The organism is Micromonospora sp. NPDC023814 (assembly GCF_040639595.1).
Classification (GTDB): Bacteria; Actinomycetota; Actinomycetes; order Mycobacteriales; family Micromonosporaceae; genus Micromonospora.
In genome coordinates this window covers 62,487-87,073 of record NZ_JBFAAF010000004.1, presented here as the reverse complement: position 1 = coordinate 87,073, position 24,587 = coordinate 62,487, and the positions used below count along the sequence as shown (strand labels likewise).

Here is a 24,587-nt window from a genome sequence, read left to right as displayed (position 1 = left end):
CGGCGATACTGGCACCGGGACGGCGCCGAACCCGGTGCCGGCGGGACCGCCAGTGGAGGGTGTCATCGCCACGCAGTGTGACCGCTGTGGACGCACGGCCGCCGCCGGCGACCGCTTCTGCGGCGGCTGCGGCAACGAGCTCGGCGCGGTGTGTCCGCACTGCCTGCGCCCGCTCGCCCGGGACGTGGCGTTCTGCACCTCCTGCGGCGCGCCCCGGCCCGGCACCGACCGGCGGGCGGCGCCACCGCAGGAGGACCGCCGCCGGGTCAGCGTGCTCTTCGTCGACCTGATCGACTTCACCCCGTACGTCGAACGGGCCGACCCGGAGCTGGTCCGCGGCATGCAGACGGGCTTCTTCTCGGCCGCCCGCCGGGTCGTCGGGCAGTACGGCGGCGTGGTGGAGAAGTACATCGGCGACGCGGTGATGGCCCTGTTCGGTGCGCCGGTGGCGACCGAGACCGACGCGCTGCGCTGTGTCCGGGCCGGCCTGGAGCTGCAACGGGTGCTGACCCGGTTCACCCCCACCGGCACGGACGCGCTGCGCTTCCGGGTCGGCGTGGCCACCGGCGAGGCGCTGGTGGACGTGGCCGCCGCCCGCGACGGCGGTCAGGCGATCGTCGCCGGCGACGTGGTCAACACGGCCTCCCGGATGCAGTCCGTCGCGCCGCCGGGCGGGGTGCTGGTCTGCGGCACCACCTACGCGCTCACCCGGGACACCATCCGCTACTCGGAGCAGCCGCCGGTCATGCTGCGCGGCCGGTCCACGACGACCGAGGTGTGGCTGGCCCTCTCCCCCGTGCGCCGGCAGCCGACCGACCGGCAGCCGGACACGACGCCGCTCATCGACCGGGAACACGAGCTGGGGATGCTGGTCAACGCCCTGCACCGGTCGCTGCGCGACCGGCGCCCCCAGGTGGTGACCGTCTTCGGCCGGGCCGGGCTCGGCAAGAGCCGGCTGGTGCGCGAGCTGTACCGGCACGTGGACCGGCTGGTCGACGAGCCGCTGACCTGGCGTACCGGGCGGTGCCCGCCGTTCGGCGAGAACGTGACGTTCGCGGCGCTGGCCGACATCGTCAAGGCCGAGGCCGGCATCCTGGACACCGACCCCGCGTCGACCGCCGCCCAGCGGCTCGCCTCGGCCGTCGGCGAGCTGGTCGGCCCGGGTGAGCGGGAACGCCTCGTGGACGCGCTGCGGCCGCTGGTCGGCCTGCCGGGGACCCCGCTGCCGGCCGAGGAGACCGAGTCGGCGTGGCGGCGCTTCCTGCTGGCGCTGGCCGCGCGCCGGCCGACCGTGCTGGTCTTCGAGGACCTGCACTGGGCCGACGACGCGATGCTGCGCTTCGTCGAGCTGCTCGGCGCCGCCGCCCGGGACGTGCCGCTGCTGCTGCTCTGCACCGCCCGGCCGGAGCTGGTCGACCGGGACCCGAGCTGGGCGGGGACGATCACCGGCTCGGTGACCATCACCCTGCCGCCGCTGCGGGACACCGGCATCGCCTCGCTGTACGCCCACATGTTCGGCCAGGCGGCGTTCTCCGCCGACATGCTGACGCCGCTGGTGGAGGTGGCCGGCGGCAACCCGCTCTACGCCCACGAGTACGTGCGGATGCTCATCGAGCAGGGCGCGCTGCGCCAGTCCGGGCGGGGCTGGTCGCTGGAGAAGCACCTCGACCTGCCCATGCCGGAGAGCGTGCACGCCGTCATCGCCAACCGGATCGACCTGCTCGACACCAAGGAGCGCACGGTGCTGCTGGCCGCCGCCGTGGTGGGCGTGCAGTTCTGGCCGGGCGCGGTGGCCGCCGCCCTCGGGCAGCCCGTCGAGTCGGTGGAACGCGCGCTGCGCCGGCTGGAGCAGCGCGACTTCGTGCACGAGCAGGCCGCCTCGACCATGGCGGGGCAGCCGGAGTACCGGTTCCGGCACGTGCTGGTGCGCGACGTGTGCTATCAGCGGCTGCCCCGCACCGAGCGGGTGGCGCGGCACGAGCGCACGGCGGAGTGGCTGGACACGCTGTCGCAGAGCCGGGACACCGACCTGGCGGAGGTGCTCGCCCACCACCGCTGGGCGGCACACGAGATCGCCCGGACCCTGGGCATGGACACCACCCGCTACGCCGGCCCCGCCCGCGCGGCGCTGCACCGGGCGGCCCGGCGGGCGTACGCGCTGCACAGCCTCGACGTGGCGGCGAGCCACGCGGGCCGGGCGCTCGGGCTGGCCGACGAGTCCGATCCGGTCGGCCGCCTCCAGCTGGAGCTGCTCAGCACGGAGATCTCCTTCTACCGGGACGGCAACGCCTTCCTCTCCGGCGGCGGCTCCGAGCAGGTGCAGGCGCTCGCCGACCGGCTGCTGTCGCACGGCGACGACGCCTGCGCGGCGCGCGCCTGGACGCTGCTCGGCCAGGCCGCGTGGCTGCGCGCCGACCGGGCCGCCGCGCTGGCCTGCCTGGACCGGGCCGTCCAGCTCTTCGCCCCGCTGCCCGACAGCCCGCAGAAGGCGGACGCCTACGCCGAGCTGGGCCGGCTGCACATGCTCAACTACGAGCGGGACCCGGCGGTGGCCGCGGCCGACCGGGCGGCGGAGATCGGCGAGCGGCTGGGGCTGACCGAGACCCGCACCAACGCCCGGATCACCTCCGCCACCGCCCGCTACCAGGCGGGCGACCGGTCCGGCCTGGATGAGCTGCACTCCATCGTCGAGGTCAGCCGCGCCGGTCAGCTGATCGCCCTGCCCCGCGCCATCCAGAACCTGGCGTACGCAGTCCGGGAGGAGGGCGACTGGCTCCGCTCGGACGCGCTGCTCTCGTCGTCGCCGGCGCGTACGGCCAGCGGGCAGACGCTGACCACCAGCTACTCGGCGGAGGCGATGCGGGCCTGGTTCGACGGCGACTTCGGCCGGCTGCTCACCGCGGCCGAGGCGTTCGTGGACACCCCCACGGGAAGCTGGGACATGCAGGTCCGGGGCCTGCGCTCCTGCCTGCTGGTCCTGCGGGGCGAGCCGGTGCCGCCGGCCCGGTCCCCGGCCGACCCCGCCGCCGACGACGTCGCTGACGCGCTCGACGCCGCCCGGCGCAGCGGCTTCCACCGGCTGCACTGGACCATGCTGGCGATGGGCGCGCTCTGCCGGGCGTTGCAGGGGCGCCGGGACGAGGCGGCGGCGCTGATCGACGAGCTGGCCACCTCCTGGTCGGCGGTGCCCGCCCTGGCCAGCGGCGAGTGGATCGCGGCGGCCGCCTACGCGGCCAGCCTCGCCGGGCGGGACACGGCCGCCCGGGTGCGCGCGATGCTGGACCGGGTGGGCCACCGTACGCCCTGGTCGGAGGCGGCGCTGCGGACGGTGACCGGGGCGCTGGCCGCCGCGGACGGAGACCACCGGCGAGCCGCCGAGCTGCACCTGGCGGGCGCCGAGATCTACGCCGGCATCCCGGACGTGACCGACCGGATGCTGGCCCTCACCTTCGCGGCCGTGGAGCTGGAGCGGGCCGGCGAGCCGACGGCGGGCCGCCCGGAGCTGGCCGAGCTGCGCACCTTCGCGCTGCGCAACGACGCGCCGGGCCTGTTGGACCTGACCCGCCCACCGGCGGCTCCCGCCGATCCCGCCCTGGCCTGCTGACCGCCGCCGCCCGGGCGTGCGCGTCAGGCGGCGACCGGTTCCCGGGAGGTGGGGTCGGCCGGCTGGGTCTTCAGCTTCTGGGCGTACGTGTCGACGTACTCGCGGCCGGAGAGCTCCATCAGCTCGTACATGATCTCGTCGGTGACCGCGCGCTCGACGAACCGGTCACCGGTCATGCCGGCGTAACGCGAGAAGTCCAGCGGCGCGCCGAACCGGATCCGCACCCGGGCGATCTTGGGGATCAGCTTGCCGGGCGGCTGGATCTCGTCGGCGTTGAGCATCGCCATCGGGATCACCGGGGCGCCGCTCTCCAGGGCCAACCGGGCCACCCCGGTCTTGCCGCGGTAGAGCCGCCCGTCCGGCGAGCGGGTGCCCTCCGGGTAGATGCCGGCGATGCCGCCGGCGCGCAGCACCTGCAACTGGGTGTCCAGCGCCGCCCTGGCCGCCCGGCCGCCGGAACGGTCGACGGGGATGGTGCCGGAGCCGACGAAGAACATCTTCGTCAGCCAGCCCTTGATGCCCTTGCCGGTGAAGTATTCGGCTTTGGCGATGAATGTCACTTTTCGCTTGACGATCAACGGCGTGAAGATCGAGTCGGAGAACGACAGGTGGTTGCTGGCGAGGATCACCGGACCCGTGTCGGGCACGTGGTGCAGCCCCTCGACCTGTGGGCGGAAGATCAGCCTCAGCCACGGGCCGAGGATGACGTACTTCATCAGCCAGTACAGCACCGGTGTCCTTCTTCTGGAGGGGGTCGCGACACCCGCGCCGCCGGGGCGGACCGGGTCGCCGGGCGGGGCCCGGCGACCCGCGCGGGCGCTCCCGGCGGGCAGGCGACGTCAGGGATGAGCCTACGAACGGGAGCGGCGCGCCACAACGCACTCCCGGAACCGGGTCCCGACGTGTCACGATTCACGGGGCGTCGGCCGTACGGATCCATCCGGCTCCATACGGCCCACCCCGTCTGACCTCGGCTCCGTCGCTCGCCCGCCCGGCTCCGTCCGGGTCCGTCGTCACCCGTCCGGAGCCGTCGGTTAGCAGCCGGATTAGCAGCAGTCGGGTGCGCCCCGGCCTCAGCCCAGGCCCTGCCCATAGAGGTCGAACCCGATCTTCGCCACCTGAGCCAGGTGCTGCAGGTTCGCCGGAGCGCTCTCCAACAGGCCCGTGCCTCGACTCAGCAACGACCGGACCCAGCCCTTGTCGGGCTCATCCTTCGCAGCCTCCCGCTCCAACTCGGAGGCGACCATCTCGTACGGCGGCTGCTGGTCCTCCGGAAGCAACCGACCAAACTCCCGCAACGCCTCCGCGAAGACGGCCAGTACCTGCCCGTCGTTCGTGTTGGTCTGGTTCTGGGCGACGTCCCGGTTCGCTACGGCGAGCTGGCCACTGTTGTTACCCATGATCGTGACGCTGACGCCTGCGCCGTCGCCCCGGTTCAGGTAGTCCACTACTCCCCCATACTGTTCGATGCACTCGGTGCCTGCCGGCTCGATAGTCGGGGCCTCGTCGGTCCCGCCCAGCAGCCGCCGTTCCCGCAGGAACTGGACCGCGCCCGCCAGGTCGGCTGCGGTGTATAGCTCCCCGACGAACGAGCCGTAGGGGCTGTTGACGATCTCGGCGATCTCGGTCGACTCGCTGTTGGCGTCTCGCTCGTAGACCCACCGCAGGACCGCGTCCCGGCAGGCCATGCGACGAGCCCGGCTGTCCTTGCGGCGCTCCAGCCGGTTCACCGCTTCAGCACGGCCACTCTCGGTCAGATTGATCATCCGGTTGAGGCCACTGCTCCCCATCAGCCTCAGCTCATCGACGTACCCACGGCTCTTGAGCAAGTCGATTGCCACGTCAATGTGCGGCTCGGCCCGAGGAAGGACATCCTCCAGTCCCAGCTCGCTGATGAGTTGGACGATGGCCCGCGACGAGCCTGGCCGGCTCTTCGAGAACTCGTAAACCCAGTCAATGATCCAGCCGGCGACCAGCTCCAACTCCGACCCGGTGACCGGCCCCCCGCCCGCACCGTTGCCGCCGCCACCGTTCGCAACACCCCCGCTCCCCACCATCTCCCCCTGGATCGGCACTCGGACCGGGTACTTGTCGAATTGCTTTTGCAGATCGCGCTGCAGTTTCCGCATCCCTCTCGGGTCGGGCTTGAAGCTACTGCCCACGTGGCCCCCTCGGCACTAGTCACATCGACCAGACACGGTAACCCCGAGATGCGACAGAAGGGCCGCCAACACGAGCAGCACTCCATGTTGGGCCTACAGCACCCTCCTCGGCCGGTGACCCGACACGTGCCGACCCACCTGCGGCAGGTTCTGGGTCTCGGAGTACAGCGCGGCGTTGATCGCACCCAACGCCACCCCCGGGGCGCGCTGCACCCGATCCGAATCTCTCGCCACCCGAGCGATCAGCGCCAACCGACACCGCAGGTCGAACATCTCCCGCCGCGAGCACTGCAACGCAGTCTCCAGCCCCTTCACCCGCTCACGTAGCCACTCCAACTCGGTCACCTGCTCCACCTGCCGCTCCCTCCGATCGGGCCGAGATGGCGACCACCCGCCGGGTCTGCACGGGCCGACCACCACGGATCCACTCTGAGCCACCCGAAAGGGCTGCGCAAGTAGGTAGACCCAATCCGGCACTGCCTAATCAGCCTACGGTCGCTGCGTGGGTGAGGTCCCGGGTCCGTTGGTTGGCCCGCACGAGCTGCAGGATCTGCTCGGCGTGAGCCGGACCCGGATGCGCCAGCTCGTGCGCTACCCGACCTTCCCCGAACCGTTCCAGCGCCTGCATGGGATGACCGTCTGGTTGCGTGCCGACGTTGAGGCGTGGATCGCCGAGCACCGGCCACCTCGGGTCACCGACGGCGACGAAGCCGAGTAGCAGCCAACCCGATCCGGAAGCCCTCCGACGGCTCGGGACGCCCTGGCCCCCCTGAGATCCGCTGGAGCCACCCGAGGCCGCCGGGAGCCACCGGAGATCCACGAACGACCCCACCGGAGAGTGGGGCGTCGGCGGCGGACGCCAGACTGAGGGGATGGAAGCTAGCACTCCCTTGTGGGTGCCGATCGTCGTGGCTGCGGTCGGCGTTGGTGGCACCGTGACCGCAGCTTGGCTAACTCAGCGCGCAAGCAAGAAGAGGGAGGACGAGAGGTGGCGGAGGGAAAGGGAGGTCGACGAGATCCGCTGGCAGCGCGAGAGGGCTGATCGGCTTCGCGAACTGCGGATAAAACTCTACGTTGACCTGGCCGAGTACTCGCAGAACTTCGAGGCGACTTTAGGCGCGGTAACTGACGAGCTTGGAATCAACAAATCCAGAGGGCCCGACGATCTGATCCATCACGAGAAGCTCACTGCTCAAGTCAAGCTCTTAGCGCCGAAACCCGTGCGGGACGCGTGGTACCAACTGCGCCGGTCGGAGGAAGACCTGTATTGGGAGCTACACGAAGGTAGCCCGAACCATACCCCCCAGGGCCAGCCCTACTTGGATGCTGACAGCCAATTCATCATCGGCATACATCGAGACCTGGCTGAGTTGCAGTTCAACCTCCGTGCCGCCATGGCTGACCCGGATCTGTCTGACTGATTTCAGGAAATCTCCTTGGGTAGCCGTAGAGCGCCCAGCCTCCGAAACGGGAACGGGTAGAACGCCGCCGAGACGCAGACCGGCCCCCAACCTGACAGCCCCTAAGTAGCCAGGTTGAGGGCCGGAGTCTGTGCCGGTCAGGAAGTCCGGTGCTGCGTACCCTCGACCGTCTTCGTGTGCGCTTCCCGGGCCGCCTCGTCCGACCGCTCCTGGCGGACCCGCTCCCGATCCAGCGTCCGATTCGACCGCGCCGGATCCTCCGCCGGCTGCGGCTTGCCCATCGGCACCGCCCGCGCCCCCCGGCCGCCCCGAACCACCTTGCCCACCGCCATCACCCCTGTTCCTGGTCGGGCTTCCGACCCACCCGGTCGGCTGCCTTGGTTGCCCACGCCGAGCGTGGGAAGTCCGGTCCGTAGCTGGCTGCGGGGACCTTCTGGGTGGCCTCCCGCGCCCACTGCAGGCCGTCGTCGCTGCTGCCGAGCATCCGACGCATCCCGTCTTCCTGCTCCGCCTGGTGTCGCCGCACCAAGTCAGCCGGCGACGGGTACAGCCGCTCCAGCTCCTGCTGCCGCTCGGCTGCCCGTCGAGCCGTCAGCTCCTCCTGCTGCCGCTGCGACAGCGGCGGCGCGCTGTACCTGCTCCTGGTCCGCATCGTCAGGCCCCCGCCCCGGCCAGCGTCTGCTCGGCCAGGCACTTGACCCGACGCACCTCGGTCAGTTCCTTGTCCAGCGCGGAGATCCGCAGCGAGACGAACCGGTCGGGAACCTCGCGCTCCTGGGCGCGGCGGTTCTCGCACTTCGGGTGCTGCAGCTCGGCCATCTTCGCCTCGACCAGCCGGCGCGTCTGGTGCACGGTGGTCAGCTCCGCCTCCAGCCGCTGCTGCTCGGCGGTCGCCCAAGCGAGGACGGCCGTCGCCTCGTCCTGCAAACTCATCTGTCGCCTCGTCCCGTGAGATCGAATGTGGTTCTGGTGTCCATCGCGGGTGGTTGCCCTCAGCGGGTCCGTGGCAAGGGTGCGTGTCGGGCGGGCCTGGTGGCCGGGCCGACCGGCGGTCTGGGCACGGTCTTGTGGGCGGTGGTCGTCTCGCCGTCGCTGCGGGACCTTCCCGCTGGCCAGGGCGGGGGTGCGGCAGCCGTACCGGTCGAGCGGCCTTGATCAAATTCTACCAACTGGGGCGGTTAGCCAGCAGATCCGGAACTGCTGCTAGAACCGCCGAACCGCCCGGCCGGCGACACCGAACGACGCTCTGCGTGCCCTTGACCGGGACGGGCATACTGTCCGGCGTGCTCATCGCCCCGGTGCCGACCCCATCGCCCACTGCGGTGGTGTCGCCCTCACCCGCGTTGACCGACGCAGTCCCCTCACAACCCGCCAGCCTGGTACCCACGCCGTCGGCCACCCGGCTCGTCGAGGTCGTCGAGCATTCGACAGGCTTCTTCGACAAGATCACGCCCGGCTCGTGGCCCGACTGGCTGGCGGCCATCGGAACGTCCGCCGCGTTCTTGGTGGCTGCCTTCACCTATGCACGGAGCATCAGGGAACGCCGCGAGTCGCAAGCACGGCTCGTGTACTCAAAGCTGGTCAGCCTCAAGTTCCACGAGCCCGGGACCGAGTTCGAGATGATGCCGCATGACGCGCGGTACGGCTGGACCGAGACGGGTGTAGGCACCCTGCCGCCCTCTTCCCCGGACGAGAAAGCTCGCTACATCGCGCTCGTGCCAGTGATTCAGCTGACCGCTGCTGTCCACAACGGCAGCAAGGAACTGATCGCCCCGGCCAAGGTGCAAGTCGTGAACACCGGCCGGAAGACCACCTACGACGCGTTCGCCGTGACGGTCAACTCAGTCGACCCCGAGAGCGAGGAGAAGGTGGACTTCATCTGGCCGAACGTCGACCACCCGGGGCAGCCCGGCCTCGGCACCACGGTGATCTTCCGTGACGCCGCCGGCAGGTGGTGGCGACGGCATCTCGCCGAACCCATCGAGGCCGTCCACGATGACCCCGAGAACGGCAAAGACACCCCGGCACAGCGCGCTCGATGGGCGGCCAATGCCCGCGCCATGGGTCTAGATCCGTCGCCCGAGCCCGAGGTGCCGCTGCGTGCTCGTTGGCATCGCTTCTGGCGCAAGCGGCGGGGCAAGTCACCTACCCCCTGAACCTGCTTGTTCGAGTTCAGGAACGGGCGGCACAGCCGTCCTCCGCCCGTCACCGCCTCCCGCTGCTCGGCACGGTGCCGATCATGTCGAAGAAACCGGCGGGGCGAGAGGGCTGCCGATTCCGTGGGGTCGTCGTGGCCTCTCCGCTGGTCTCCGGAGCCACGGGAGCCGACCCCCGGGGTTCGGGCCGGGTTTCGGCACCGAAAAGCTCCGAGGGGTTGTCTTCACGCGTCACCTCACGGCGTCGGCGTTCCGCCGCAGCAGCCTCCGCCGCCGCAGCCTCCGCCAACACCACCGGCCGGTAAGCCGCCCGAAGCTCCGCCTGCCGCTGGTCGACCTCCCGAGCCGACTCGGCCAACAACCCCGCCAGCTCCCGAGACGCCCGCTTCCGAGACGCCTCCGTGCACGACTTCCTCGGCTCCACAAACGGCCCCGGGTCCGGGCGGCCCTCCCGTACCGCAACCGCACGCTGCGCCTCATGCAGCATCGCCACCAGCTCCCGCTCGTCCACCCGACGGGTCGCCCACCAATCCGGGCAGGTCGACCCGCAGGCGGCATGCGCCTTCCGGTTACCTCTTGGCAGCGCGAGCGGCACCTGAACCCACCTCCAGCCCGCTCCCTTCCAGCTCCAACGTCGCGACCAGATAAGACGGCATCTTCGCCCCCAGCAGCTCGGTCCGCTGCCGGTCGCACTGCAGCACCAACCCGAGCACCCGGACACGCTCCGGAACCGACAAGTTCGGCAACTCCAGCAGCTCATGCGCGGCCCGCAAGACCGCATCGATCTGGTCCTCCGACCGCCGCCGGATCTGGTCAGCCGTCTCCGACCCCATCCGCTCCAGCGCGCTGCGAAGCCGACGCTCGACCGTCCGCCGGCTGAGCCCCATCTCCTCCGCGATCGCCTCCAAGGTGAGGCCCCTACGGCGCAACTCCAACGCCCGAAGGTCCTCAGCGGCACGCTGCAAACGCGTCGTCCCCGCCATCTCGCCCCTCCCAAGATCAACTTCCGCATCCAGGAAAACACACCCACCCGCCACCGACGGGCACCCAGAAACCCGCCGTGCGGGGGCTCGTGGCACGTCAAACCGGCCATGGCCTGCGGCGACGCACCGTTGCTACGCGCCGGTGCTAACAGAACAGGTGCTCGGACCGGCCAGAAAAGGGCACCGACCAGACCCGGCGGGCGAAGTGCGGAACGCCGGCAACAGGTGGTGCCTTAATCCGGGAGGTGCAGTTCTCGGGCTTCGAGGCTTCGTTCCCAGCCTTGCTGTGCTGTCCAGGAGGCGACTTGGTCGAGGTGTTCGCGGCGGATGATGGTCCAGGCGTGGCCGTGGTGGTCGATTGGGCCGTCGTTGACGTAGATGCCGTTGTCGAGGCACCAGCGGATGAGTTGGTGGCGGATCTTGAGTCGGTGGGCTCCGGGTCGGATGTTGATGCAGATGAGTTGGCTCGGTTCGTGGCCGGCGTCTGTTGCCCAGTCGGCCCAGTTGGTGAAGTCGACGCCTCGGGCGTTGCCGATCTCTCCGTGCCAACGGGGGTGGGGCGGTTCGATCTGCATGGGTTAGGTCCTCCGGCTGGCCTATTCGACGGGGTCGGGTCGGGTGGTGTCGGCGGCTTGGGCGATGTGGTCGATGTTGACCGTCGGCTGGAGGGGCGAGGGTTTCCAGCCGGTGTGCTCTTGGATGAAGCCGCCCTTGTCGACCTGGCCAGGTCGCCAGAGCTTGTCGACCACTGGGAGGCGGGTCCACTGGAGGCGTTCGCCGGTGTCAGGGTCGGCTGGCCAGGTGTAGTAGGTCAGGAAGTCGTCGTTGCCGCCGGGGTACAACCGGCTGTCCCAGGTCTGGAAGGGGGCGGCTTCGGCGGTTCCGGGGCCGTGGACTGACCAGAGGATGCGGACGGTGTGGGGGTGTTGGCGGGCGTCGTCGCGTTGGTTGATGTAGTGCTTGATCCACTGGTCCCACAGTTCGGCGGCGGTGATTTCGTTGAGCATGTAGTCGTCGGTGATGGGGTCGGCTTCGAGTTCCCAGTACAGCTCCAGGGGGACGGTGCGGGTGTGCCCGTTGGGGTGGTAGCTGAACTGCCACTGCTGGCCGGGGCTGTAGGTGGTAGTCATTGGGTCTCGCTTCCTCATGTGGGTCGGGTTGGCGCCGGGGTCGTGCGGGGCTACGGGGCTACGGGGCTACGGGGCTACGGGGCTACGGGGCTCAGTGTTGCGTGAGTTGAGCGATTCGGTGGGCCGGAATCGCTAGGCGGGTCGGAGTCTGGCGGGTGGTCGGGCGGCCTTCCCAGTTGATGGGTTGGGCGTTGTGGAGGATGACCCAGCCGGGGGTGAGTTCGTAGCTGGTGCAGGTGTACCACTCGGTGGCGCGGTGGATGTCGCGTCTGGGTCGGTAGTGGAGGGTGAGTCGGAGTTGGGGTTGAGGTTGGGTCCGAGTCTTGGCCATGACGTGGTCTCCCGTGAGTTTTGGTTTCTGCCGCCAACGCCGGGGGTTATAAAGAACCCCCCCGGACGTTGGCATGACGTTGGAGTGCGTTGGTGGGTGCGTTGGTGCCTCTGACCGGCGTCTTTTGGTCTGCGTTGGAGGCGTTGGTTCATGGATTGGTGTCAACGTTGGCAGTGACCAACGTGTCACTATGGACGTTGGTCTATCACCAACCAGGGCCGAGGCCGTCCTGCTGGTAGCCGGTGGACACCTTCAACTGCGGGGCGGCGACCGGGCTTAGAAAGTAGCGGGTCAGCTTGTCCGCCTTGTGCTCGTAGGTCATGGCCGTTCCCTGCTTCACCAGCCGGTTCAGCTTGCCCCGGGCACCTTCCATCTCGGTCTTGGTCGGCTTGTCCTTGCCGGTCCAGAACCTAGCGGCGTCGGCGACCGTGATCCCTTCCTTGCCGCCGTTCCTGATCACGTCCATGATCCCGAGAGCGACGTGTGCGCCCATCTCGCCGGTCGCGTGGTTGATGGTCAGATCCTGTGGCTGGAGGAACCCGCCGGGCGACTTCAACTGGGTGAGCTTCACCGAGGTGCTGCCAGCCTCGCCCCACAGACAGATGACCGAACCGGCACCTGCGGTCAACCAACGGCTGCCGTAAACGTCCTCGATCGTGTTGGGGGTCTTGTTGTCGTCGCTGGCCTTGCGGTTGTGGTGGTCCTCCACCCACTCGATCCCCCGGGCGATCGCTTCCTGTCGGGCGGTGTTGTACCCGTTGGCCGACTCCTCGTTGCTCGGCTTCGAGCAGACGTCCTTGAGCGAGTCGATGAAGATCGTGGTCGCGCCGTGGGACTGGGCGAGATCCGCGAGGGCATCCTTGTCGATCGTCACGTCGAACGGCAGCGGCCCCTTGTGGATGACCAGCCGCTCCTTGATGATCTCCCGGTGCTCCGGCTTCCGCAGTCGACGCATCGCCCGCTTGATCTGCTTCGGCCGGTCGGCGGCGACGTAGAACACCTTTCCGGGGCTGGCCAGGACGGGCATCCCGAGCACCTGCTTGATCAGCCCGATCCGGGCGAACACAAGTTGGTGCGAAAGGGTGGACTTGCCGACGCCGTTGGGGCCGAAGATCATCAGCGGTTCGCCGACCGCCCAGACCGGGGTTTCTTGGGTGCCCCAGACCGGGATGTCGTCGCCTTCGTCTTCGTCCATGAACTCCCAGCCGTCGAGTAGCCGGAGCTTTCGTTCAGAGGCGGCTGCGTGCATCTGCTCGGCGTTGAACTTTCTTCGGGCGACGTCCCGTCCACGGAGCTTGAGATACTCGTCGGCCGCGATGTCGTTAATGCGCTGCTGCTGCCGGATTTGGTTCGCTTCCTCCCAGGACCGATGAGCGGCTTCCCTGACCTCGTAGTCAGCGCCGATCTCGGGACCCCATCTGAGCCACTGCCGAGAACCTTCGACGCTGCCGGGGCTGAACGGAAAGTCCCACTTTCTGGCAACCTGCTTGTGCAGGGCGACACAGCCGGTGAAGCAGCCCGCCTTACCGCACCCGGGGCACGGCCCAAAGAGAGAGCCCTCAGTGGGCGCCTGCGCTGGTAGAATTGATCTTGCCTCGTTCTGGTTGTGCGAGTTGGTGGTGGCGCGGTCAGCCCTCAGGTTGTCGTTTCCCGTGGCGGCTTCCTGAGGGCTTTCTGCTACCTGGGGTCGGTCCCGGCTCATCGGGCACCCCCGTCCGTGCCTTCGGTGGTGTCTCCGAGGGCTTGGAGCAGCGCGGCCCGGGTGACGGCCAGGCGGCGTCCGAGCCGCAGGACGGGACACGGGAACGCACCTTGCCGTGCGAGCTGATAGGACAGGTCTCGGCCGATGCCGAAGCACCTGCCGGCGGCAGGCAGGTCGACGGTCACGGGGAACTCCCGGACCTGGTTGATGGTGGGGACGGTGACGTTCACTCGTTCACCGCCTCGAACAGGTCGCTAACCTCGCAGCCGAGCATGTCAACCAACAAAAGGAGCGTTGGCGGCTTGGGCGACCGATGACCGTTCTCCCACTTGCTAATGCTGGTGTACTCGGTGTCGAGCTTCCGTCCGAGAGTCCTAAGTGAGAGGCCGGCAGCTCTCCGCCTGGCGCGGAGTTTACTACCGCTGAATGTGCGTCGTCTTGCCATGGAGGGTCTCCCGAAGGTTGGTTCGGAAGAGCGCTGACCGAGACCCCGCCGTTGCCCTTAGGTGACCGTCCTTGTGTCTCGACGGGCAGCTCGACGTGGGGTGTTGCGCTCGGCAGCGGCGTCCGTTGTTCCGCAGGACGCTCTCACTGGCCCGACGCTGGCGGGAGCCCGTTCGTTGGGGCTCTCCACTCTTTGGGCCGCTGACGCTCAGTTGTCGTTCTGACAACCAGTAGAGCAGCCTGTGCCCGTTCTTTGCTATGTGAGCTGCGCCTCGCACAAGATGTGCCACGCCACGTGTTCATTTCCACTTGTAAAGGCAAACTTCCTCCGCTTGCGGCCCATCCGGATCAGCACCGGATTGCGTCCGGATGTGATCCCGTGGTGGGGTTTTTTCTGCAGGGCTCCTGCCCTTACCCACCCTGAGGGGCAGGGGCTCTCGCAAATAGAACCCAATTTCGAGGAGCACCCGCAGTGGATCCGACCACCCCGCCGAAGAACGACGCCAAAGTTTGGCTGCTGATGCCCACCCCGATGAAGACCGACCTCGAACAGCGCGCCCGCCAGGACCGCCGGCCGGTCAACTTCCTAATCCGCGAGGCCATCACCGAATACCTCAACCGGCGCGAACACGAGACCAGCCGATGAACCCGGAGCCATGCGACGACCTGGCCGAACGGGTCGCCCAAGCGCTCACGCCAGCCCAACCACGATGGCAGCCATACAGCCGCGACGAACAGGACGCGCAAGCTGCAGCTTGCCTCACGAGGCGGCAGGAAGGCGCGACCATAGACGAGATCGCGGCGAAGCTGGCAATCAGTAGCAGGACCGTCAGGAAGCGCATCGAGCGCGCTTTGGGTCTCGGAAAGCCCCTGCTCGCGACGCCCAGCCCAGAGCAAACCGCCGCACAAGCCGAGCAGATGTTGAAACGGCACCTGGCCGGAGCGAAAGCCGAAACAATCGCCCGCGAATTCGGGGTCGGAGTCAACACCGTCTACGCCCGGCTCGCTTTGTCCAGACGGCGAGAGCAGGGATCGCAAACCGCGCAGCAGCCCCGATAGAAGACGGCCCCAAGCCGGTGCACCACCACCAGCCCGGGGCCTTGACCGCCTACGTAGGAGGCGACCCGTGGACAACGTACCCACCAGCACGAACTACCCCGTCCCTCGCCACGAGCCCGACCACCGACTGTCGTACGGCCTGCTGCTCGACCTGCGGGTCGTCCTTCTGCGGCACGGCTACCCGGAGCTGACCAGCGATGACCTCGCCGACCTCCTGGCCGCCGCCAACAGCTTCCTCTACGGCCCCCGCCCGACCTCCGCCGAGTACGAGCGCGACCGGGACAACCCCACCGGTCAGCCGCTGCCGGCCGGCATCCAAGGCATCCCGACTGGTACCCGTGCCAAGAGGAGGAACCAGCGGTGAACCGGCCCCACATCTACCGAGGCCAGAAGGTCCCCGGGGTGTTCCAGCGGTGCAAGAAAACCTGCCCGGCCCTCCGCTGCGACGTCCACACCTGGTCGTACCACGTGGTGCTGCCCGCCGGGCCGGACGGCCGCCGGCCGCAGCTCACCAAGGCCGGGTTCGGTACCGGCCGGGAAGCGATGAAGGCCCGCGAGGAGGCTGCAACCGCCGGCCGGAACGGCAAGACCAGCAGCAAACCCAAGCTGACCTTCGCCGACTGGGCAGACCGGTGGCTCGCCGGCAAAGTCGAGCGCGGGGAGCTGCGTCCCTCCAGTCACACCGCCCACCGGAATGCCCTGGCCCACCTCAAGCGGTACCTGGGCACCAAGAAGCTCAAGAGCCTCACCAGCCACGAGCTGACCGAGACTTACGCCGCGATCATCCGAGACCGGCGGGCCGAGATCGAAGCTGCCCGAGCTACCGGCGGGAAGGCATCCCGGCCGATCTCCGCCGCCAGCATCACCCGGATCCACACCGTGGCCAACGGCTGCCTCCGCGATGCCGCCGACGCGAAGTTCATCGACCACAATCCCGCTGCGACCGCGAAGAAGCCGAAGTACCAGGGGTCGAAGGTCAAGCCGTGGACGCCCGCCCAGGCGCGGCAGTTCCTGGAATTCCTGACCAGCACGGGCGACCGGCTGGTGCCGTTGATCCACCTCGCGATCCACACCGGGTTACGGCGCGGCGAGCTGCTCGGGCTCGGCTGGGCGGACGTCGACCTGGACGCCGGGACCGCCCGAGTGTGGCGACAGCGGGTGACCGTCGCCGGGGTGGTCTCGGTAGTCGACCAGACGAAGACCGAGGCGGGTGACCGGCTGGTGCCGCTGTTCCCTGGCACCGTCGCCGTCCTGCGGCAGTGGCGGGCGCAGCAGAACCGGGAGCGGCTCGCCTGGGGGCCGGCTTGGAACGACGGAGGTTGGGTGTTCACCCGGGAAGACGGGCAGCCGCTCTATCCGGACACCGTCGGCCGGGCGTTCCGGAAGCGCACGGAGCAGGCTAAGTTGCCCAGGCTGCGGTTCCACGATCTGCGGCACACGTTCGCGTCGATCGCTTTGAACGCCGACGTGTCGATGCCGATCTTGTCGAAGGTGATGGGTCACACGAACCCGGCTTTCACCAGCAAGAGATACGCCCACCTGTCGCCGGAGAAGCACAGCGAGGTCATGCGGGCGGTCGGCGAGGAGCTGGGCAGCGCCACCGGCTGAGCCTTCTGTTAGCAAGCGATTAGCAAGAACGGACAAAGAGCCCCTGTCGCGACCTGCGGCAGGGGCCCTGACTTCGTACGCCGCGCCACAAGGCACTCCCGGAACCGGGTCCGGACGTGTCACGATTCAAGGCACGGCGCCCGGGGCGGTGCCGAGGGGGCTCAGGCGACCGCGCCGCGGGCGCGTGATGAGGAGGATGTCCGGTGTCAGCGGGTGGGGCCCGCCGGGGGCGGCGGGACAACGGGCTCGACGCGAGCGAGTACGCCGTCGCCGGCGACGTGGATCCGCGCGTCGGCGAGCACCTGCTCGACGTCCTCGCCGCCGGCGGGATCGCGGCCTACCTGCAGCCCTCGGCCGACCTGAACCCGGTCACCCGCACCACCACCGTCCCCGCCCGCCCCGTCGACCGGCTCTACGTCGACCGGTCGCACCTGACCACCGCGCGGGACTACCTGACCCAGCTCGCCGACGAGACGGCCACCGACCGGGGCCGCGACGCGGAGCCGGACATCGACGCCGAGTGGGCCCGGATCGTCGCCGGCTTCCACACCACGCCCGCGCCGGGCGACAACCCGTGGCCCGCCGCCGAGGACGTGGACGACCCGCCGGGGCCCGCCACGGGTCCGGTGACCCTCGCCGCGCCGGACGAGCCCGCGGGGCCGACCGCCACCGACGTGCGCCGGCTGCCGTACGCCGCGGACGTCTCGGGGATCTCCGTCGGCCGGGGCCGCCAGGACGAGCCCTCGCTGCTGGACGGGCTGGACACCTTCGGCGCGGACCTGCCCGACGACGAGGCGGACGACGAGCGCTACACCCCGCCGCCACCCCCGCCCCTGCCGCGCTTCTCCAAGTACACGGTGGTCGGCGTTCTGGCGATCGTGGTCGGCTTCGTGCTGTTCCTGTTCCCGTCGATCTTCCCGGTGGCCGACCCCTCGGTCGTCAACCTGTTCGGCTTCACCGGCATCCTCGCCGGCTTCGTCGCGTTGATCTGGCGGCTACGCCCCGGCGGCGACGAGGACCACGACCCGGACGACGGCGCGGTCGTCTGACCGCCCCGGCCGGGCGGGAGCCGCGCCCGCATCCCGGGACGACCGCCGCCCACGCCGCGGTCGTGACAGTGGTGTAACTTACTGTCAGTAGGAATACCGCTGTCCGTCACTTCCCTCGCTGACTGCCCGGTTGTTCCTTCCTCGCGGCGGTCACTCCTCTGCGGATCGGAATGCCCGATATGCGACAGAGTTCCCTCGTGGTGGTCGCCAACCGCCTACCCATCGACGACGGCGCGGCCCCGGACGGCGCGTGCGAGTGGCGCCGCAGCCCCGGCGGCCTGGTCAGCGCCCTGCACCCCCTGCTGCGGCACACCCCGGCGACCTGGGTGGGCTGGGCCGGCGGCACGGGGCCGGCGCCCGCCGTGCCCGACGTGGACGGCGTGCGGATGCACGCCGTGCCGCTCAGCGGCGACGAGCTACGCGACCACTACGAGGGCTTCGCCAACGCCACCCTGTGGCCGCTCTACCACGACTCGGTGGAGCAACCGGAGCACCACCGGCGCTGGTGGGAGGCGTACCAGCGGGTCAACCAGCGGTTCGCCGAGTCGACCGCCCAGGTGGCCGAGCCCGGCGCGATGGTCTGGGTGCAGGACTACCACCTCCAACTGGTGCCCGGCCTGCTCCGGGCGCTCCGGCCGGACCTGCGGATCGGCTTCTTCCTGCACGTACCGTTCCCACCGCCCGAGCTGTTCATGCAGCTCCCCCGCCGCGCCGAGCTGCTGCGCGGCATGCTCGGCGCCGACCTGGTCGGCTTCCAGCGGGCCCAGGCCGCGCACAACTTCGCCCAACTGGTGGCCAAGGTGCTCCAGTTCCCCGCCACCGACCGTCGGATCGCCGTCGACGACCGGGTGGTCCGGATCGGCGCGTTCCCCGTCTCCATCGACACCGTCGAGATGGCCGCGCTCGCCGCCCGGCCCGACGTGGCCGACCGGGCCCGCCGGCTGCGCCACGATCTCGGCAGCCCCGAACAGGTGATCCTCAGCGTCGACCGGATGGACTACACCAAAGGCATCGAGCAGCGGCTCAAGGCGTACAGCGAGCTGCTCGCCGCCGGGCACGTCAAGGTGCGAGACACCGTGCTGGTGCAGGTGGCGGTGCCGACCCGGGAACGGGTCGGGCAGTACCAGATCCTCCGCGAGCGGGTGGAGCGCGAGGTCGGGCGGATCAACGGCGAGTTCGGCCGGGTCGGCGAGCCGGCGATCCACTACCTGACCCAGCCGTTCGACCGCGCCGAGCTGGCCGCCCTCTACCGGGTCGCCGACGTGATGGCGGTGACCCCGCTGCGGGACGGGATGAACCTCGTCGCCAAGGAATACGTGGCCGCCCGGGTGGACGACTCGGGTGCCCTGCTGCTCAGCGAGTTCGCCGGCGCCGCCGCCGAGCTGCCGCAGGCGTACCTGGTCAACCCGCACGACCTCGAGGGGCTCAAACAGGGGCTGCTCTCGGCGCTGCGGGCGGGCCCCGACGACGTCGGCGCGCGGATGCGGGCCATGCGGGCGCACCTGCACCGGCACGACATCCGGGCCTGGGCCCGCTCCTACCTCTCGGCGCTGGACGAGAGCGGCTCACTGCTCACCCGGCTGGGCGCCGCCGACTGACGCCGGAAGTCGGGGCCCGGGGTCAGAGCCGGCTGTCCGGGGCCGGGTCCTTCGCCAGCCAGTCCAGGATCGCGTCGACCGGCTCCCGCCACCTGACGTCGAGCATCATGTCGTGCCCCATGCCGGGGAAGAGCAGCGGCGCCGAGCCGTACCGCCGGGCCGCCCGGGTCAGCGCCGCCGCCGGGACCACCCGGTCGTCCGGGCTGCCGAGCACCAGCACCGGCGGGTCGCCCACCGCGGGCTCCGCGTCCCGCCCGGTCAGCAGCTGCCACTGGGCCCGTCGGCTCGCCCGCCCCAGCCGGGCCGCGTACCGCCGGGCCTCGGCCTCGGGCAGCTCCCGGCTGAACAGCTGGCGGCGGTGCAGGCGCAGCGGCCCGCCGAACACCGCCGGCAGCGTGCCGAGCGGATTGCGGCGCAGCGCGGCGCCGAACGTCGCCCAGCCGCCGAGCACCGGCGCGACCAGCACGCCCGCCCGGGCCGGGTAGCGGGCCAGCGCGTGCGCGACCACCAGGGCCCCGGCGCCGTGCCCCACCAGCACCGCCTGGCGCGGCAGGCCCGCCGCCGCCTGCGCCACGTCGTGGGCGTACGCCCGCAGCGTCGCCTCCGGCGCCGGGCCGCTGCCGCCGTGCCCACGCAGGCTCAGCGCGTACGCCGGGAAGCCCCGGGACGCGGCGTGGCCCAGCCAGTGCTCGGCGAACGCCCACGCGCCGTGCCCGAAGCCCGGCACGAACAGCAGCGGCGGCCGCCCCTGCTCCAGCTCGGGGGCCACGCCGAGCACCTCACGCCGGACCGGGCGGACCGGGCGCGCCCACTCCCGCCCCCGCATGATCCGCACCTGCTGACTCACTGCTCCGGCCTCTCGTTCGCGACTGCGGGGCTCCGCTGCGCTGCACTCCTCGCGCTCACCGGTCCGGCCTCTCGTTCGCGACTGCGGGGCTCCGCCGCGCTGCACTCATCGGGCACCCTCCAGGTCGCGCAGGGCGCGCTGGACGGCGCGCAGGTAGTCGGCGTGACCGACCTCGAACCAGTGCCGGCTGCTGTCCTTGACGGGCCCCGCGTAGCGCTCCCCCGCCTTCGCCGTCACCCGGGCGGCGAAGGCCGCCGCCCGGTCGGGACGGGTCAGGCGCAGCCGCAGCAGCCGGGCGAAGAGCACCGTCTGCCAGTGCGACAGCGGGAAGACACCCGAGTCCGGCTGCACCAGCCCGGCGACGGCGAGCGTGGGATGGCCGGGGGCGAAGGCGTTGAGCCAGAGCGTGGGCCGGCCCGTCCCCGCGTCGTCGCCGAGCACCTTGGGGTCGAGGAACTCGAAGCGCGGCAGGTAGCCGGTGGCGAAGACGACCAGCTCCGGGTCGATCTCCCGGCCGTCGGACAGCTCCACCGCGTACGGGTGGAAGCGGGCGACGTCCGGCACCGGGGATATCCCCCCGTGGCCCACGTAGTAGACGAGCTGGCTGTTGGCGATCGGGTGCGTCTCGTACACCCGGTGGTCGGGCTTCGGCAGGCCGAACCGGGTCAGGTCGCCCACGGTCAGCCGCAGCGTCCAGTGGTATAGCCACTGCCGCACCCGCAGCGGCACCCGCAGCGCCAGCAGCGCGTCGTTGACCTGGTCCGCCGGGCGGCCGAGGACGTACTTCGGGGCGTACCAGTAGCCTCGGCGGGTGGAGTGCCAGCAGCGCGACGCCTGCTGGGCGGCCTCGACGGCGATGTCGCAGCCGGTGTTGCCGGCGCCGACCACGAGCACCCGCTTGCCGCGCAGCTGCGCCGGGTCCTTGTAGGACGAGGCGTGCATGACCTCGCCCCGGAACTCCTCCAACCCCTCGTAGCGGGGCAGCTTCGGCGACCAGTTGTGCCCGTTGGCGACCACCACCGCCGCGTAGCGGGAGGTGCGCTCCGGGCCGTAGCCGCCCGTGCTGCGGGTGGTCACGTCCCAGCGGTCGCCCTCGGCCGGCTCCACGCGGACGACCTCGGTGCCGAACCAGACGTGCGCCCGCAGGTCGAAGTGGTCGGCGTACCGCTCCAGATACGACAGGAGCTGGCTGTGGTGCGGGTAGTCGGGCCAGTCGTCGGGCATCGGGAAGTCGGGGAACTGGGTGAACGGCCGGGACGAGATCAGGTGCGTGCTCGCGTACACCGGGCTGCGGTCGTGCCGCCAGTTCCAGGCCCCGCCGACGCCGGTCTCCCGCTCGTAGCAGTCGACGCCGAACCCGTGTTCCTTCAGGTTCTTGACGGCGACGAGCCCGCTGGCCCCCGCGCCGATGACGCAGACGGTGTCGCCCCGGTCGGAGACCGGCCGGCCGTCGCGGGTCAGGGCGAGCGTGCTCGCCTCCGGGTCGGGCCGGCCGTGATCGGTGGAGGTGGACACCGGGATCTCCTTTTGTGCGGCACGAGGGCCGGGGTCGCGCAGCATCCTCTCCACAACGGAGCGGGATGTCCAGCCCCGGGCGCGGACGACGGTCAGCCGGCCCCGGGCAGCAGCAGGTCGACGAGGACCGGGAAGTGGTCGCTGGCCCGGCGGGTCTGCGGGGTGTCGACCACGTCGTAGTCGACCACCGTGACGCGCGGGTCGACGAACAGGGCGTCGATCCGCCGCCGGGGGCTCGCGCACGAGTAGGTGAGCCGGTCGGCCCGGTCCATCGCCACGGCGGCGTCGGTCAGCCCGCCCGCCACGGTGGCCCACGCCGGCCCGTCCGGCCCCTCGTTCAGGTCGGCTGCGGCGATCACCGGCGTGGTGGCGGCGTCGAGGTCGCGTTTGAACAGCGCGGCCTGCCCGGGCCGCTCGGCCGGGTCGGTGGACAGGTGCGAGCCGGCCACGGTGAACCGGGCGCCACCGGCGACCACGCACTCGGCGTACGCGGCGCCGCGCAGGTGCCGGCCGGGGGTGAGCGGGAAGCGTCGGCACCGGGTGTCCAGCACCCGCACCCGCAGGCTGGTCAGCAGCAGGTTGCCCAGCGCGGGCAGCCCGCCGGCGGCCACCACCAGGCCGAACGACTCGGCCAGCGCGGCCGACTTCTGCCGCCACCGGAACCGGCGCGGCCCCTCCTGCACGACCACCACGTCCGGCCGGGCGGCGCGGACCACCGCCGCCAGCGCGGCCGTGTCGTCCCGCTGACCGTGGATGTTGTACGACACGACGCGCAGCGGCACGCCCGGGCTCTGCGTCACGGCCCGCCTCAGATCCGGCGGGCCAGGTCGGCGGCGCCGATGACGCCGGCGGTGTTGCCCAGCTCGGCCGGGCGGATCTCGGCCACCGGAAGCCGGCTGCGCTGGGCGAGCGCGTCGGTGAACGACCGGCGGGTCGGGCCGAGTAGCAGGTCACCGGCGTCGATCACGCCGCCGCCGACGACGAGGACCTGCGGGTCGAGGATCTGCGCCATGTCGGCGAGGCTGGTGCCGAGCCAGCGCCCGACCTGCGCGAACGCCTCGGTGGCAACCGGGTCGCCGCCCTGCGCCGCGGCGGTCACCATGCGCCCGGTGATCGCCTCGGCGTCGCCGCCGGACAGCTCCAGCAGGGCCACGGCGCGGTGCGGCTCCTGCTGGGCGGCCGCGCGGGCGAACCGCACCAGGGCGCTGCCGCTCGCGTACTGCTCGATGCAGCCGAGCCGGCCGCAGCCGCACTGGTGGCCGTCCGGCACGGTGAGCATGTGGCCCAGCTCGGCGGCGATGCCGTTGGCGCCGCGCAGCAGTTCCCCGCCGAGCACGATGCCGCCGCCGACACCGGTGCCGATGGTGAACATGACCATCGAGTCGTCGGCGTCCCGGGCCGCGCCGTGGCGGAACTCCGCCCAGGCCGCGACGTTGGCGTCGTTCTCCACGATCACCGGCAGGCCGGTCGCGGCGCTGACGTAGTCCCGCAGCGGCTCGTCGCGCCAGGCGAGGTTCGGGGCGAACAGCACGGTGGAACGGCCGGCGTCGATCCAGCCTGCCGCGCCGATGCCGACCGCCTCGATCGACCGCCCGACGGCCAACTCGGTGACCAGTTCGATGATGACGTCCCGGGTCTTGGCGACGTCGTCGGCGGGGGTGTTCCGTCGGGCCTGCACGAGGACCGTGCCGGCGGCGTCCACGACACCACCGGCCACCTTCGTGCCACCGACGTCGACTCCGATGGTCAGCGTCACCGCTGCCACTCCCCTCTGCTGTGCTGCCCGCGCCCGCGCCGCCGGACGACCGGCGCGTGGTCGGGATGTGCGATGGTCAGGCCGCGTCGCCTGGTGGGTGCTCGCCTGCGTCGCCGGGTGCCCGCGTCGCGGGCACCACGGGACGGTCGGCGGACGTCCGCACGGTCGCCGCGACGGCCGGCCCGGCGGCGTCGACGGGCGGTGCGGCGGCCGGGACGGCCACGTCCTCCGCCCGGGTGGCGGCGGACCAGACGTCCCGCTCCGCTGCCGGCTGAGAATCATGCCCGCTACGGGTGGCCTCGCGCCAGACGTGGTCGTCCGCGCCATCCGGTTCGGCGCTCGACGCCGCGGCGGCGGCCGGCTCGGCGGGGGGCTCCGGCGGGGCGAACGCGCGCAGCAGGCTGGCCACGCCGGCGGCCAGGTCGCCGGCGCCGGTGGCGAGGCGCTCGGCGAATTCCGGACTCGGATCGCGCAACGCGGCGATGCCCCGACAGACCGGGCAGACGCAGCATTCCGGGCCGCCGGTGGCGAAGCCGCCCCCGGATCCCCCGGTCGACTCACCCGGGGCGGCGCTGTGACCGAGGACACCCGACACGATCCCACCGAGCGGACCCCACGGGCCCGTCCCGGAGCCGGACGTCGCGAGGCGCGCGCCGGCCAGCAGCGTGGCGACCAGCCGTTCCGCCTCTTCCCGGGCCGAACCCGGATCCGTTGCACCCATGGTCGGCTCCTCTACCCTGCCGCCGGACGCGTCACTGCGCCGCACCGGGTGCTTCTACCCGGCGCTTGAGCTGCTTCAACGCGGTATCCATGATCATTTTCTCGGCCTTGCGGCGGAACATCCCGAGCATCCCGACCGAGAGCTCGACCTCAAGGGTGTAGGTCACCGTCGTCGTGCCGTCCGGGTTGCCCACCAGGTCGTACGAGCCGCGCTGGGACTTCTGCATCTTCGAGGGCGCCACCAGGTGCCACTCGATCCGGGAGAGGTCCTCGGCGTACTCGTAGGCCAGCACGTACTCGTCGGCCATCACCCCGGCGTCGATGACGAACCGGACCTGGCTGGCGTAGCCGTCCTCGTACTCCTCGATCACCTCCGCCCGCCGCACCGCTTCGGTCCACTCGGGGTAGCTCGGGAAGTCGCAGACGACCGCCGCCACCCGTTCCGGTGGCGCGCCGACGACGATCGACTGGGTGGAGGAGTCCGCCATGGGGGGAGGCTACC

At 70.9% G+C, this 24,587-nt stretch carries 28 protein-coding genes; 10 read left to right on the top strand and 18 right to left on the bottom strand.

The window, feature by feature from the left end:
* Positions 1-52: 52 nt before the first annotated feature.
* The gene (locus tag AB0G14_RS03185) at positions 53-3,604 is read left to right on the top strand and encodes an adenylate/guanylate cyclase domain-containing protein (protein ID WP_357693203.1); all 3,552 of its coding nucleotides are present in this window, start codon (positions 53-55) and stop codon (positions 3,602-3,604) included.
* 23 nt (positions 3,605-3,627) lie between these two features.
* On the opposite strand, the gene AB0G14_RS03180 is transcribed toward AB0G14_RS03185, so the two are convergent.
* The 3 genes from AB0G14_RS03180 to AB0G14_RS03170 all read right to left on the bottom strand — a co-directional run bounded on the left by AB0G14_RS03180 (position 3,628) and on the right by AB0G14_RS03170 (position 6,120).
* Positions 3,628-4,335, bottom strand: coding sequence for a lysophospholipid acyltransferase family protein (locus AB0G14_RS03180; RefSeq protein ID WP_357693201.1), 708 nt, complete (start codon positions 4,333-4,335; stop codon positions 3,628-3,630).
* 342 nt (positions 4,336-4,677) lie between these two features.
* Positions 4,678-5,766, bottom strand: coding sequence for a hypothetical protein (locus tag AB0G14_RS03175; RefSeq protein ID WP_357693199.1), 1,089 nt, complete (start codon positions 5,764-5,766; stop codon positions 4,678-4,680).
* 93 nt (positions 5,767-5,859) lie between these two features.
* Entirely contained in the window at positions 5,860-6,120 is a 261-nt protein-coding gene (locus AB0G14_RS03170) for a hypothetical protein (protein ID WP_357693197.1), read from the bottom strand.
* A 148-nt stretch (positions 6,121-6,268) separates the two neighbouring features.
* Here AB0G14_RS03170 and AB0G14_RS03165 point away from each other — a divergent pair, with 148 nt between their 5' ends.
* Together AB0G14_RS03165 and AB0G14_RS03160 are read left to right on the top strand one after the other, a co-directional pair.
* Positions 6,269-6,484 (top strand): hypothetical protein, encoded by a 216-nt coding sequence (locus AB0G14_RS03165; protein ID WP_357693195.1) that lies wholly within the window; start codon positions 6,269-6,271, stop codon positions 6,482-6,484.
* 178 nt (positions 6,485-6,662) lie between these two features.
* Entirely contained in the window at positions 6,663-7,187 is a 525-nt protein-coding gene (locus AB0G14_RS03160; RefSeq protein WP_357693193.1) for a hypothetical protein, read from the top strand.
* Positions 7,188-7,324: 137 nt separating this feature from the next.
* Here the strand turns inward: AB0G14_RS03160 and AB0G14_RS03155 are convergent, their stop codons facing one another.
* From AB0G14_RS03155 to AB0G14_RS03145, 3 genes are read right to left on the bottom strand one after another with little or no spacing between them, the layout of a single operon-like run.
* Positions 7,325-7,513: a hypothetical protein gene (locus AB0G14_RS03155; protein ID WP_357693191.1), complete on the bottom strand. Its 189-nt coding sequence runs from the start codon at positions 7,511-7,513 to the stop codon at positions 7,325-7,327.
* Between the two features lie 5 nt (positions 7,514-7,518).
* Positions 7,519-7,839, bottom strand: coding sequence for a hypothetical protein (locus AB0G14_RS03150; protein ID WP_357693189.1), 321 nt, complete (start codon positions 7,837-7,839; stop codon positions 7,519-7,521).
* Positions 7,840-7,841: 2 nt separating this feature from the next.
* The gene (locus AB0G14_RS03145) at positions 7,842-8,120 is read right to left on the bottom strand and encodes a hypothetical protein (RefSeq protein ID WP_357693187.1); all 279 of its coding nucleotides are present in this window, start codon (positions 8,118-8,120) and stop codon (positions 7,842-7,844) included.
* Positions 8,121-8,470: 350 nt separating this feature from the next.
* On the opposite strand from AB0G14_RS03145, the gene AB0G14_RS03140 reads away from it, so the two are divergent.
* Positions 8,471-9,343 carry a hypothetical protein gene (locus AB0G14_RS03140; RefSeq protein WP_357693185.1) on the top strand — a complete coding sequence of 291 codons (873 nt, stop codon included), beginning with the start codon at positions 8,471-8,473 and terminating at the stop codon, positions 9,341-9,343.
* A 569-nt stretch (positions 9,344-9,912) separates the two neighbouring features.
* Here AB0G14_RS03140 and AB0G14_RS03135 read toward each other — a convergent pair.
* The 6 genes from AB0G14_RS03135 to AB0G14_RS03110 form a co-directional block, all read right to left on the bottom strand.
* Positions 9,913-10,326 carry a helix-turn-helix domain-containing protein gene (locus tag AB0G14_RS03135; RefSeq protein WP_357693183.1) on the bottom strand — a complete coding sequence of 138 codons (414 nt, stop codon included), beginning with the start codon at positions 10,324-10,326 and terminating at the stop codon, positions 9,913-9,915.
* A 233-nt stretch (positions 10,327-10,559) separates the two neighbouring features.
* Positions 10,560-10,901, bottom strand: coding sequence for a hypothetical protein (locus AB0G14_RS03130; protein WP_357693181.1), 342 nt, complete (start codon positions 10,899-10,901; stop codon positions 10,560-10,562).
* A gap of 21 nt (positions 10,902-10,922) precedes the next feature.
* A complete protein-coding gene (locus tag AB0G14_RS03125; RefSeq protein WP_357693179.1) occupies positions 10,923-11,456 on the bottom strand; it encodes a hypothetical protein in 534 nt (177 codons plus the stop codon).
* A 536-nt stretch (positions 11,457-11,992) separates the two neighbouring features.
* Positions 11,993-13,489: an AAA family ATPase gene (locus AB0G14_RS03120; RefSeq protein WP_357693177.1), complete on the bottom strand. Its 1,497-nt coding sequence runs from the start codon at positions 13,487-13,489 to the stop codon at positions 11,993-11,995.
* Positions 13,486-13,719: a DNA-binding protein gene (locus tag AB0G14_RS03115; protein WP_357693175.1), complete on the bottom strand. Its 234-nt coding sequence runs from the start codon at positions 13,717-13,719 to the stop codon at positions 13,486-13,488. The genes AB0G14_RS03120 and AB0G14_RS03115 overlap by 4 nt, the downstream gene beginning before the upstream one ends.
* Positions 13,716-13,934: a helix-turn-helix transcriptional regulator gene (locus AB0G14_RS03110; protein ID WP_357693173.1), complete on the bottom strand. Its 219-nt coding sequence runs from the start codon at positions 13,932-13,934 to the stop codon at positions 13,716-13,718. Before AB0G14_RS03110 ends, AB0G14_RS03115 begins: the two co-directional genes overlap by 4 nt.
* Before the next feature lie 471 nt (positions 13,935-14,405).
* Between AB0G14_RS03110 and AB0G14_RS03105 the strand changes: the two genes are divergently transcribed.
* The 6 genes from AB0G14_RS03105 to AB0G14_RS03080 all read left to right on the top strand — a co-directional run bounded on the left by AB0G14_RS03105 (position 14,406) and on the right by AB0G14_RS03080 (position 19,247).
* Complete coding sequence (locus AB0G14_RS03105; protein ID WP_357693171.1) at positions 14,406-14,579, top strand: hypothetical protein; 174 nt, start codon at positions 14,406-14,408, stop codon at positions 14,577-14,579.
* The gene (locus AB0G14_RS03100) at positions 14,576-14,992 is read left to right on the top strand and encodes a sigma factor-like helix-turn-helix DNA-binding protein (RefSeq protein WP_357693169.1); all 417 of its coding nucleotides are present in this window, start codon (positions 14,576-14,578) and stop codon (positions 14,990-14,992) included. The genes AB0G14_RS03105 and AB0G14_RS03100 overlap by 4 nt, the downstream gene beginning before the upstream one ends.
* A gap of 67 nt (positions 14,993-15,059) precedes the next feature.
* Positions 15,060-15,356 carry a hypothetical protein gene (locus AB0G14_RS03095; RefSeq protein ID WP_357693167.1) on the top strand — a complete coding sequence of 99 codons (297 nt, stop codon included), beginning with the start codon at positions 15,060-15,062 and terminating at the stop codon, positions 15,354-15,356.
* Positions 15,353-16,600, top strand: a complete 1,248-nt coding sequence (locus tag AB0G14_RS03090) for a site-specific integrase (protein ID WP_357693165.1) — start codon at positions 15,353-15,355, stop codon at positions 16,598-16,600. The genes AB0G14_RS03095 and AB0G14_RS03090 overlap by 4 nt, the downstream gene beginning before the upstream one ends.
* 203 nt (positions 16,601-16,803) lie before the next feature.
* Complete coding sequence (locus tag AB0G14_RS03085; RefSeq protein ID WP_357693163.1) at positions 16,804-17,649, top strand: DUF308 domain-containing protein; 846 nt, start codon at positions 16,804-16,806, stop codon at positions 17,647-17,649.
* Between the two features lie 179 nt (positions 17,650-17,828).
* A complete protein-coding gene (locus tag AB0G14_RS03080; RefSeq protein ID WP_357693161.1) occupies positions 17,829-19,247 on the top strand; it encodes a trehalose-6-phosphate synthase in 1,419 nt (472 codons plus the stop codon).
* A gap of 22 nt (positions 19,248-19,269) precedes the next feature.
* Here the strand turns inward: AB0G14_RS03080 and AB0G14_RS03075 are convergent, their stop codons facing one another.
* The 6 genes from AB0G14_RS03075 to AB0G14_RS03050 form a co-directional block, all read right to left on the bottom strand.
* Positions 19,270-20,094: an alpha/beta fold hydrolase gene (locus tag AB0G14_RS03075; RefSeq protein WP_357693159.1), complete on the bottom strand. Its 825-nt coding sequence runs from the start codon at positions 20,092-20,094 to the stop codon at positions 19,270-19,272.
* Positions 20,095-20,199: 105 nt separating this feature from the next.
* Positions 20,200-21,609: an NAD(P)-binding domain-containing protein gene (locus AB0G14_RS03070; RefSeq protein WP_357693157.1), complete on the bottom strand. Its 1,410-nt coding sequence runs from the start codon at positions 21,607-21,609 to the stop codon at positions 20,200-20,202.
* A gap of 92 nt (positions 21,610-21,701) precedes the next feature.
* On the bottom strand, positions 21,702-22,409 hold the full coding sequence (locus AB0G14_RS03065; RefSeq protein ID WP_357693155.1) for an endonuclease/exonuclease/phosphatase family protein: 708 nt from the start codon (positions 22,407-22,409) through the stop codon (positions 21,702-21,704).
* Positions 22,410-22,417: 8 nt separating this feature from the next.
* A complete protein-coding gene (locus AB0G14_RS03060; protein ID WP_357693153.1) occupies positions 22,418-23,365 on the bottom strand; it encodes an ROK family glucokinase in 948 nt (315 codons plus the stop codon).
* 76 nt (positions 23,366-23,441) lie between these two features.
* Positions 23,442-24,086 (bottom strand): hypothetical protein, encoded by a 645-nt coding sequence (locus AB0G14_RS03055; protein ID WP_357693151.1) that lies wholly within the window; start codon positions 24,084-24,086, stop codon positions 23,442-23,444.
* Positions 24,087-24,117: 31 nt separating this feature from the next.
* Positions 24,118-24,573 carry an SRPBCC family protein gene (locus tag AB0G14_RS03050; protein WP_350707977.1) on the bottom strand — a complete coding sequence of 152 codons (456 nt, stop codon included), beginning with the start codon at positions 24,571-24,573 and terminating at the stop codon, positions 24,118-24,120.
* Positions 24,574-24,587: the final 14 nt, after the last annotated feature.

Excerpts from the sequence above, each read along its gene's own strand:
- AB0G14_RS03150 (WP_357693189.1), bottom strand. The coding sequence starts at position 7,839 with ATGCGGACCAGGAGCAGGTACAGCGCGCCGCCGCTGTCGCAGCGGCAG.
- AB0G14_RS03145 (WP_357693187.1), bottom strand. The coding sequence starts at position 8,120 with ATGAGTTTGCAGGACGAGGCGACGGCCGTCCTCGCTTGGGCGACCGCC.
- AB0G14_RS03135 (WP_357693183.1), bottom strand. The coding sequence starts at position 10,326 with ATGGCGGGGACGACGCGTTTGCAGCGTGCCGCTGAGGACCTTCGGGCG.
- AB0G14_RS03130 (WP_357693181.1), bottom strand. The coding sequence starts at position 10,901 with ATGCAGATCGAACCGCCCCACCCCCGTTGGCACGGAGAGATCGGCAAC.
- AB0G14_RS03125 (WP_357693179.1), bottom strand. The coding sequence starts at position 11,456 with ATGACTACCACCTACAGCCCCGGCCAGCAGTGGCAGTTCAGCTACCAC.
- AB0G14_RS03120 (WP_357693177.1), bottom strand. The coding sequence starts at position 13,489 with ATGAGCCGGGACCGACCCCAGGTAGCAGAAAGCCCTCAGGAAGCCGCC.
- AB0G14_RS03110 (WP_357693173.1), bottom strand. The coding sequence starts at position 13,934 with ATGGCAAGACGACGCACATTCAGCGGTAGTAAACTCCGCGCCAGGCGG.
- AB0G14_RS03100 (WP_357693169.1), top strand. The coding sequence starts at position 14,576 with ATGAACCCGGAGCCATGCGACGACCTGGCCGAACGGGTCGCCCAAGCG.
- AB0G14_RS03080 (WP_357693161.1), top strand. The coding sequence starts at position 17,829 with ATGCGACAGAGTTCCCTCGTGGTGGTCGCCAACCGCCTACCCATCGAC.
- AB0G14_RS03055 (WP_357693151.1), bottom strand. The coding sequence starts at position 24,086 with ATGGGTGCAACGGATCCGGGTTCGGCCCGGGAAGAGGCGGAACGGCTG.
- AB0G14_RS03050 (WP_350707977.1), bottom strand. The coding sequence starts at position 24,573 with ATGGCGGACTCCTCCACCCAGTCGATCGTCGTCGGCGCGCCACCGGAA.